The sequence below is a fragment of the Streptomyces sp. NRRL B-24572 genome (genome assembly GCF_002156145.1).
Classification (GTDB): Bacteria; Actinomycetota; Actinomycetes; order Streptomycetales; family Streptomycetaceae; genus Streptomyces; species Streptomyces vietnamensis.
Genome location: NZ_MWIG01000375.1, coordinates 1 through 7,983, shown reverse-complemented (window position 1 = coordinate 7,983; position 7,983 = coordinate 1). Strand labels below are relative to the sequence as shown.

At 73.0% G+C, this 7,983-nt stretch carries 10 protein-coding genes; 6 read left to right on the top strand and 4 right to left on the bottom strand.

Features of this window, described 5'->3' with window-relative positions; genetic code table 11:
• The first annotated feature begins 105 nt into the window (after positions 1-105).
• Entirely contained in the window at positions 106-534 is a 429-nt protein-coding gene (locus tag CCN56_RS22515; RefSeq protein ID WP_086829436.1) for a MaoC family dehydratase, read from the top strand.
• On the opposite strand, the gene CCN56_RS22510 is transcribed toward CCN56_RS22515, so the two are convergent.
• From CCN56_RS22510 to CCN56_RS22500, 3 genes are all read right to left on the bottom strand, one after another.
• Complete coding sequence (locus CCN56_RS22510) at positions 525-1,151, bottom strand: TetR/AcrR family transcriptional regulator (protein ID WP_041128437.1); 627 nt, start codon at positions 1,149-1,151, stop codon at positions 525-527. The two genes, CCN56_RS22515 and CCN56_RS22510, sit on opposite strands and share 10 nt — an antisense overlap.
• Before the next feature lie 60 nt (positions 1,152-1,211).
• Positions 1,212-1,499 (bottom strand): YiaA/YiaB family inner membrane protein, encoded by a 288-nt coding sequence (locus tag CCN56_RS22505; RefSeq protein ID WP_030691197.1) that lies wholly within the window; start codon positions 1,497-1,499, stop codon positions 1,212-1,214.
• 61 nt (positions 1,500-1,560) lie between these two features.
• A complete protein-coding gene (locus tag CCN56_RS22500) occupies positions 1,561-2,712 on the bottom strand; it encodes an acyl-CoA dehydrogenase family protein (protein ID WP_086829434.1) in 1,152 nt (383 codons plus the stop codon).
• 69 nt (positions 2,713-2,781) lie between these two features.
• On the opposite strand from CCN56_RS22500, the gene CCN56_RS22495 reads away from it, so the two are divergent.
• The 4 genes from CCN56_RS22495 to CCN56_RS22480 all read left to right on the top strand — a co-directional run bounded on the left by CCN56_RS22495 (position 2,782) and on the right by CCN56_RS22480 (position 6,247).
• A complete protein-coding gene (locus tag CCN56_RS22495) occupies positions 2,782-3,438 on the top strand; it encodes a TetR/AcrR family transcriptional regulator (protein WP_041128438.1) in 657 nt (218 codons plus the stop codon).
• Between the two features lie 195 nt (positions 3,439-3,633).
• Complete coding sequence (locus CCN56_RS22490; RefSeq protein WP_086829432.1) at positions 3,634-4,329, top strand: helix-turn-helix transcriptional regulator; 696 nt, start codon at positions 3,634-3,636, stop codon at positions 4,327-4,329.
• Between the two features lie 101 nt (positions 4,330-4,430).
• Positions 4,431-5,345, top strand: a complete 915-nt coding sequence (locus CCN56_RS22485) for a DMT family transporter (protein WP_086829438.1) — start codon at positions 4,431-4,433, stop codon at positions 5,343-5,345.
• Positions 5,346-5,557: 212 nt separating this feature from the next.
• Positions 5,558-6,247 carry a TetR/AcrR family transcriptional regulator gene (locus CCN56_RS22480; protein WP_086829430.1) on the top strand — a complete coding sequence of 230 codons (690 nt, stop codon included), beginning with the start codon at positions 5,558-5,560 and terminating at the stop codon, positions 6,245-6,247.
• Here CCN56_RS22480 and CCN56_RS22475 read toward each other — a convergent pair.
• Positions 6,230-6,898 carry a TetR/AcrR family transcriptional regulator gene (locus CCN56_RS22475; protein ID WP_086829428.1) on the bottom strand — a complete coding sequence of 223 codons (669 nt, stop codon included), beginning with the start codon at positions 6,896-6,898 and terminating at the stop codon, positions 6,230-6,232. The two genes, CCN56_RS22480 and CCN56_RS22475, sit on opposite strands and share 18 nt — an antisense overlap.
• A gap of 122 nt (positions 6,899-7,020) precedes the next feature.
• Between CCN56_RS22475 and CCN56_RS22470 the strand changes: the two genes are divergently transcribed.
• Positions 7,021-7,959, top strand: coding sequence for a DMT family transporter (locus tag CCN56_RS22470; RefSeq protein WP_086829426.1), 939 nt, complete (start codon positions 7,021-7,023; stop codon positions 7,957-7,959).
• The last annotated feature ends 24 nt before the right edge of the window (positions 7,960-7,983 follow it).

Here is a 7,983-nt window from a genome sequence, read left to right as displayed (position 1 = left end):
CTGCTCGCCGACCCCCGCGCGCAGCTCCTCGGCGGAGGTGAAGATCCTCGGCTCGGCCATGTTTGCTGGTCCCTTCTCGTACGGCTGTCTAAGCGCTTGCTCAGCATGTGGGGCGCGGGGGTCGGCGAGCAGTTGGGGCACAGTGACTGGCTGGAGATCGACCAGAAGCGGATCGACCTCTTCGCGGAGGCGACCGGGGACCACCAGTGGATCCACGTGGACCCGGAGCGCGCCGCCGCCGGCCCGTTCGGCACGACGATCGCGCACGGCTATCTGACGCTGTCGCTGCTGCCGCTGTTCGTCCCGCAGGTGCTGCTGGTCGAGGGCATGAAGATGGGCCTCAACTACGGGACGGAGAAGGTGCGTTTCCCCGCCCCGGTCCCGGTGGGCTCACGGCTGCGCGCCACCGCCGTCCTGACGAAGGTCGAGGAGGCGGGCGGCGGCGTGCAGGTGACGGCGGCGGTGACCGTGGAGCGCGAGGGCTCCGAGAAGCCGGTCTGCGTCGCCGAGTCGGTATCCCGCTACTACTTCTGAGCGCCGACCATCCGGAGGACGAGGTCGGCGTAGAGCACGCCGATCTCGTCGGCCGTCCGGCGGCCCTGGGTGTTGAACCAGCGCGAGACGTCGATGCAGAGGGAGAGCACGGCGACCGCGGTGCCGGACACGTCGAGCACGTCGAACTCGCCGGCGGCCGCGCCCTCTTCGAGCATCCGGCGCACGGTCGCGTCGGACTCGCGGCGCAGCTCGATGATCTCGGCGCGGTGCTCGGGACCGAGGGCGTCCAGCTCGTACTGGACGACGCGCGCGGTCGTGTGGCGCTCGGCGTGCCAGCGGACGAAGGAGCGTACGGCGTCGGCGAGGCGCTCGGCGGCGGTGCCCTCGCCGTCGGCCGCGGCCCGGAGGATCTCCAGGGCCTTGTCGTGGCCGATGCGGCTGATCCGGTGGAGCAGCTCTTCCTTGGTCTTGTAGTGGATGTAGAGCGCGGCGGGACTCATCCCGGCGCGGCCCGCGATGTCCCGGGTGGTGGTGGCGTGGTAGCCGCGCTCGGCGAACGCCTCGACGGCGGCCACGAGCAGCCGCCGGGCCGCCTCGGGCGTGACCTCGCCCCAGGCCACGTCCTCGACCCCGGGCGTCTCCTCCGCCGCGCTCATCCCACACTCCTTCTCGGTCCCCGTCAGGACGAACACCATACAACGAGGGTGAGCAAGCGCTTAGAGCTTCTGGAAGGGGTCGTGCTCGGCGAGGAGCTTCTCCAGACGGGCCTGGTCGACCCGGCTGACGATCTGGCCGGCCTCCTGGCGGTCGCGGACGACCTTGGCGAGGGTGAAGGCCGAGGTCGTGAGGTAGAGGACCGAGATGGCGAGGAAGGCCCGCACCCAGGCGCTGGCGTCGAGCTGGAAGATGCCGATGCCCACGGCCGCGATCGCGATCCCGAAGGAGATGACGGCCTGCATGTAGTAGGCGGCGGTGTTCTGCTGCTTGACCGGTGTGTCGCTCATGGGGCCAAGGATCGGACGGATGTGGCGGGCGCCACATCCGTCCGCGTACTCAGCGAGGTACTCAGAAGGCCGAGACCCCCGTCAGCGCCCGGCCGATGATGAGCTTCTGGATCTGGCTGGTGCCCTCGTACAGGGTCATGACGCGGGCGTCGCGCACCAGCTTCCCGACCGGGTACTCGTCGATGTAGCCGTAGCCGCCGAAGACCTGGAGGGCGTTGTTCGCCGCGCGGACGGCGGCCTCGGAGGCGTACAGCTTGGCCTTGGAGGCGGCGGTGGCGAAGTCCTGGCCCCGGTCGACGAGGTCGGCCACCCGCCAGGTGAGCAGCCGGGCGGCGTCCACGTCGACGGCGATGTCGCTGAGCAGCTCCTGGACCAGCTGGTACGAGGCGATGGGCTTTCCGAACTGCTCGCGCTCCCCCGCGTACCGCACGGCGGCGTCGAGGGCGGCCTGGGCGATGCCGACACAGCCGGCGGCGACCGACATGCGGCCCTTGGCGAGGGCGGACATGGCGACGGCGAAGCCCTTGCCCTCGGGGCCGAGCATCGCGTCCGCCGGGACGCGGACGTCCTCCAGGACCAGTTCGGCGGTGGCCTGGCCGCGCAGGCCGAGCTTGCCGTGGACGGGGCGGCGGGTGAGGCCGGGGGTGTCGGTGGGGACGAGGAAGGCGGAGACGCCCTTGTGGCCGGGGGTGTCGTTCGTGCGGGCGAAGAGGAGCACGACGTCGGCCCAGGTGCCGTTGGTGATGAACATCTTGCTGCCGTTGACGACGTACGCGTCGCCGTCCCGCACGGCGCGGGTGGCGAGGTTCCCGGCGTCGGAGCCGGTGCCGGGCTCGGTGAGGCCGAAGCAGCCGAGCGCCTCGCCGGAGGCGAGCCGGGGCAGCCACTCCCGCTTCTGCTCCTCGGTGCCCCAGGAGGCGATGGTCTTGGCGACCAGGCCGAGGGAGACGGAGACGATGCCGCGCACGGAGGAGTCGCCGCGCCCCAGCTCCTCGGTGACGAGGCAGTACGCGAGGTGGTCGCCGCCCGAGCCGCCGTACTCCTCCGGGATCGTGAGCCCGAGGAAGCCGACGGCGCCGAGCTTCTTCACGATGCCCCGGTCCACCTCCTCGGCGCGGTCCCACGCGGCGGCGTGCGGGGTGACCTCGCGCGCGACGAAGTCCTCGGCGAGCCGCCGTACGGCCTCCTGCTCCTCGCTCAGTTCCAGATTCATGCGGTGCCACCCCACTCGGCCATTAATTACCACTGCTAGTTTTTCTTGTGCGGGCCTACTATGTGCGCCATGGCCCGACCGCGCAAGCCCCTGCTGAGCCGAGACCGCATCGTCGAGACGGCGGGCGCGCTCGTGGACGCGGAGGGCCTCGCCGCGCTCTCCACCCGGCGGCTCGCCGCCGAACTCGGGGTGAGCGGGCCCTCGCTCTACAACCACTTCCGCACGAAGGACGAGATCCTCGACGCGGTCGCGGACGCGGTGAGCGCGAAGATCGACCTGTCGATGTTCGCGGAGGGCGACGGCCGGGACTGGCGGACGGCGCTGCACGACTGGGCGGTCTCCTACCGCGCCGCCCTCGCCGACCACCCGCACATCGTCCCCGTCCTCGCCCAGGGGCCCGGCCGCCGCCCGGCGGGCCTGAAGGTCGCCGACGCCGTCTTCGGCGCGATGGTCCGGGCCGGCTGGCCCCCGGCGCAGGCCACCTCCATCGGCGCGCTGATGCGGTACTTCATCACCGGCTCCGCGCTCGGCTCCTTCGCGCGCGGCTTCGTCGACGACGAGACGGCGTACGACCCGGCCGACTACCCCCACCTGGGCCAGGCCCACCTCCTCGCGGAGCACCGCCAGAAGGTCGACGAGGGCGCCTTCGAGACGGGCCTGCGGGCGCTGCTCGACGGTCTGCGACTCCAGTACGAGGCGATGCCGGCCGCCGCCCGGCGGACCTGAGCCCCGCACGAGGCGGCCACAGGCCCGCACGAGGCCGCTCCGTCCCCTCACGAGGCCATCCCTTCGCCCTCATGAGGCCCGCCGCGCCCGCATGAGGCCGCCGCGCCCCCGGGCGGCACGCCCCCGGACGCCGCCGACGTACCCGCGTACGACACTTCGGCCGATGCCGAAGCGTGCGTGCGGCAGGCTTGCCCCATGGCAGCCAGTGATCTCGCCGCGCTCGCGGCGCTCTTCGCGGACGAGAGCCGCGCCGCGTTCCTGCTCGCCCTGCTCGACGGGCGGGCCTGGACCGCCGGAGAGCTCGCCCGACACGCCGGGGTGGCGCCGTCCACCGCCAGCGAGCACCTCGGGAAGCTGGTCGCGGGCGGGGTGCTCGCCGAGGAACGGCAGGGCAGACACCGGTACGTACGCCTCGCCGACCCCGGGATCGCGCACCTCGTCGAGGACCTGGCCGCCCGGTCCGAGCCCGAGGTGCCCGCGCCGCCGCGCTCGCTGCGGGCCGCAAGCGCCGGGGCGGCGATGGCACGCGGCAGGACCTGCTACGACCACCTCGCGGGACGGCTCGGCATCGCGATCGCCGACGCGATGACCGAGCGGGGGCTGCTGCGCCAGGACACCGGGTTCGCGCTCACGGACCGGGGCCTGGCCTGGTTCGACGAGCAGGGCATCGCGCTCGTACGGAAGGGGCGGCGGCCCGTCGCGCGCGGCTGCCTCGACTGGACCGAACGCCGCCCGCACCTCGCGGGCCTCGCGGGCGCCGCGCTGTGCCGGCACGCGCTCGGCGCCGGGTGGTGCGTACGGATCGGGTCGGAGCGGGCGGTGAAGGTGACGACGGAGGGCGAGACGGCCCTGCGGACGGGCCTCGGCATCCCGGCGGCGGCACTGCACTGAGCGGGCCGCCCCGGAACCGCACCGGCACCCGAGTCCGGGTCCGTACGGCCCCGCCCGATATTGCGGTGAGCGCCGAACGGTTCGCGGCCTACCTTCGGGGCATGCAGAAGCAATCCTCCCGGCTCGCGCTCGTCGCCGCCGGTGTCACCGTCGTCCTCTGGGCCTCCGCCTTCGTCTCCATCCGCAGTGCCGGGGCGGCCTACTCCCCCGGTGCGCTCGCACTCGGCCGGCTGCTCGCCGGGTCGCTGGTCCTCGGGGTCGTGCTGCTGATGCGGCGGGAGGGGCTGCCGCCGCGGGCCGCCTGGCCGGGGATCCTGGTCTCGGGGCTGCTCTGGTTCGGGGTGTACATGGTGGTCCTGAACTGGGGCGAGCAGGAGGTCGACGCGGGCACGGCGGCGATGGTCGTGAACATCGGACCGATACTCATCGCCCTGCTCGGCGCGCGGTTCCTCAAGGAGTCGCTGCCGCCGCGGCTGCTCGCCGGCATGGCGGTCTCCTTCGCGGGCGCGGTGACCGTCGGCCTGTCGATGTCCGGCGGCGGCTCCGGCGGGCACGCCTCCGCGCTCGGGGTGGTCCTCTGCCTGCTCGCGGCGATGGCGTACGCGGGCGGGGTCGTGGCGCAGAAGCCGGCGCTCGCGCACGGCAGCGCGCTCCAGGTGACGACCTTCGGGTGCCTGGTGGGCGCGGCGGCCTGTCTGCCGTTCGCGGGACAGCTCGTCGAGGAGGCGGGCCGGGCCCCGCTGTCGGCGACCCTGAACATGGTCTACCTGGGGGTGTTCCCGACCGCGCTCGCGTTCACGACCTGGGCCTACGCCCTGGCCCGTACGACCGCCGGACGGATGGGCGCGACGACGTACGCCGTGCCCGCCCTCGTCGTGGCCCTCGCGTGGGTGCTGCTCGGTGAACTGCCGGGCCCTCTCACGCTCGCCGGGGGTGCGCTGTGCCTCGCGGGTGTGGCCGTATCCCGCTCCCGGGCGCGGGCTTCCGTGGCCGCCGGAACGGCTGAATCCACCTGACAGGCCATACCCCTGGTTCCGGTCAGTTCGCGGGCGGCCCGTGCGGTCGGGGCGCCCGCGACCTGGGACGAAGAAGCGCGTCAAGCCCCAGTTCCGGCCGGGCGGCGCAGAAGCCGCGTTTCGCCGCTCTCCGGCCGGATAGTTTCGAGTCGGTCACAGGCGCGGGCCGGAACAGACCGCTCCGGCCCCTTCTCGCAAGCCCAGGGGGAGCTATGGCGATTCAGCAGCGGGCGGAGCGCACGAGACAGCAGATCCTGTCGTCGGCCGCTCGGGTGTTCGACTCGATGGGGTACGAGCGGGCCTCCCTGGCCCGGATCGCCGGCGAGGCCCGGGTGACCACCGGCGCCCTCGTCTTCCACTTCGCGACCAAGTCGGAGCTGGCGACCGCGGTGCGCGGGCGGGCCCGCGCGGTCACCCGGATCACGGTCGAGTCGGCCTGCCTGTCCACGGAGGGCGTGGGCGGCACCGCGATCGACAAGCTGGTCATCACGACCCACGCGCTGATCCGGCTCTTCGAGACCGACCACGTGGCGCGGGCCGGTGAACGCCTCACCCGCGAACTGCAGTCGACGGAGCCGGGGCCGGGGCAGGAGTGCCCCTGGCGGCGCGAGGTGTGCCGGCTCGCGCGGTACGCGGTGGCGGAGAAGGCCCTGCGGCCGGGCGTGGAGGCGACGGCGGTCGCGGCGCTGATCGGCTATGTGATCACCGGGGTGGAACTGGAGATGCGGCGCCCGAGCGCGTCGGCCGACGCCCCCTGGCCCGCCGAGAGCGGCGCCCTGCACGATCCGGCCGAGGAACGGCTGCGCCGGATCTGGGAGTTGATCCTGCCGGCGCTCGTCCACCCGGCGCCCGCCCGGCCGGTGCCGGCCCCGCCGAAGGGCAGGTCAGCGACCGCCTCCTGACTGCAGCAGCTGGCGCGCGAAGGCCGCCAGTGAACGTCCGATGCGCTCGGTCGACAGGCCGAGTTCGTGCCGCTGGAACTGGAAGAGCTCGGGCGACAGCGGACTGAGCGCGATGTCGATCAGCGGGTCCGGGTCCTCGATCCCGTGGTCGACCAGCAGGGTCCGGACGTGGACGCGCCAGAATCCGTACGCACCCGTCCGGAAGCGCGCGGGGCCCGTCTCCGCCCCCAGGGCCAGCGGCAGATGCCGTTCGAGCAGATCGAGCATCGCCAGGTAGAACGCCGCGAGCCGCTCCCCGGCGGGTGCGCCGGGTCCGAGCGGCGGCGGCCCGTAGATGAGCTGCCCCTGCAACCGGCGCTCGTGCTCGTCGAGCAGCGCCACGGCGACCGAGGACGGATCGGGGAAGCTCCGGTAGAGCGTGGCGCGGCCCACACCCGCGGCCTTGGCGATCTCACCCATGGTGACCGACCGCGGGTCCTGCTCGGCGAAGAGCCGCTCGGCCGCGGCCAGGATCTGGGCACGGTTGCGCTCCGCGTCCGCGCGTCTGCGCGGGGCGACCGGCTGTTCGTCCGCGGCCTGCAGATCCCCGAGGAGTCCGCCGACCCGGTGCACGGAGGCGGCTCCACGACCTCGCTGCTCTTCCTCGCTCATGGACCAGACCTTACTTCCCTCGGGGCTAAGTGGACACCTTGTCCGTTTGCCATGTTGCATGGCATGCTAAACGGACTCAGCGTCCACTTATCCGCTCGCCATCCCGCCCCAGGGAGATCCAGATGCACACCGCGCTTCTCGCCGCGGCCCTGCTGGTCGGCTGCCTCCTGGCCGTCCAGGCCTCGGTGAACCTCCAGCTCAACTCGGCCGTCGGCACCCCGTACGGCGCTTCGACCATCCAGCTCGGCGTGGCCACCACGCTGCTCGTCGTGCTCGCGGTGGCCGCCGGCGCGCTCGGCGCGCTCGGCAAGCTGCCCGACGTGGAGTGGTGGCAGCTGCTCGGCGGACTCGCCAGCCCGCTCTACATCACCAGCGGCATCCTGCTGTTCCCACGGCTCGGCGCCCTCGCCGCCGTCGGACTCTTCGTCACCGGCCAGATGTTCTCCTCGCTCGCCCTCGACCTCTTCGGCCTCCTCGGCCTGAAGCAGAAGGACCTGAGCGTCGGCATCGTCCTCGGCGCCCTCGCCGTCCTCGCGGGCATCGTCGTGATCATCCGGGGCATGAAGGCCGCGGCCCCTCCCGGCGCCCCGAAGATGTCCGCCGCCGGCCGCGTCGGCTGGCTCGTCCTCGGCATCGTCGCCGGCGGCGTGCTGCCGGTGCAGGGCGCGGTCAACGCCCAGCTGCGCGCCCAGCTCAAGGAGCCCATCACCGTCGCCGTGATCAGCTTCGCCGTGGCGACCTTCACCATCGCCGTCGTCCTGCTCGTGCTCTACGCGACCCGGAAGACCCCGAAGCCCAAGATCGCCCCGCTGAAGAAGATGCCCTGGTGGGGCTGGCTCGGTGGCGCCTGCGCCGCCGCGTACGTCACCGGCACCTTCCTGCTCATCCCCACCATCGGCGCGGCCGTGACCATCGCCCTGACCGTGACCGGGCAGCAGCTGACCTCGGCGCTGATCGACCACAAGGGCCTGTTCAAGCTCCCGCAGCGCTCCCTGACCAAGCCGCGCGCCCTGGGCCTCGCCCTGCTGATCGCCGGCTCCCTGACCATCCAGCTCGTCTGACCGAGGCCGGCGCCTCCCCCGGGC

Excerpts from the sequence above, each read along its gene's own strand:
- CCN56_RS22470 (WP_086829426.1), top strand. The coding sequence starts at position 7,021 with ATGCACACCGCGCTTCTCGCCGCGGCCCTGCTGGTCGGCTGCCTCCTG.
- CCN56_RS22480 (WP_086829430.1), top strand. The coding sequence starts at position 5,558 with ATGGCGATTCAGCAGCGGGCGGAGCGCACGAGACAGCAGATCCTGTCG.
- CCN56_RS22485 (WP_086829438.1), top strand. The coding sequence starts at position 4,431 with ATGCAGAAGCAATCCTCCCGGCTCGCGCTCGTCGCCGCCGGTGTCACC.
- CCN56_RS22510 (WP_041128437.1), bottom strand. The coding sequence starts at position 1,151 with ATGAGCGCGGCGGAGGAGACGCCCGGGGTCGAGGACGTGGCCTGGGGC.
- CCN56_RS22495 (WP_041128438.1), top strand. The coding sequence starts at position 2,782 with ATGGCCCGACCGCGCAAGCCCCTGCTGAGCCGAGACCGCATCGTCGAG.
- CCN56_RS22500 (WP_086829434.1), bottom strand. The coding sequence starts at position 2,712 with ATGAATCTGGAACTGAGCGAGGAGCAGGAGGCCGTACGGCGGCTCGCC.
- CCN56_RS22505 (WP_030691197.1), bottom strand. The coding sequence starts at position 1,499 with ATGAGCGACACACCGGTCAAGCAGCAGAACACCGCCGCCTACTACATG.
- CCN56_RS22515 (WP_086829436.1), top strand. The coding sequence starts at position 106 with ATGTGGGGCGCGGGGGTCGGCGAGCAGTTGGGGCACAGTGACTGGCTG.
- CCN56_RS22490 (WP_086829432.1), top strand. The coding sequence starts at position 3,634 with ATGGCAGCCAGTGATCTCGCCGCGCTCGCGGCGCTCTTCGCGGACGAG.
- CCN56_RS22475 (WP_086829428.1), bottom strand. The coding sequence starts at position 6,898 with ATGAGCGAGGAAGAGCAGCGAGGTCGTGGAGCCGCCTCCGTGCACCGG.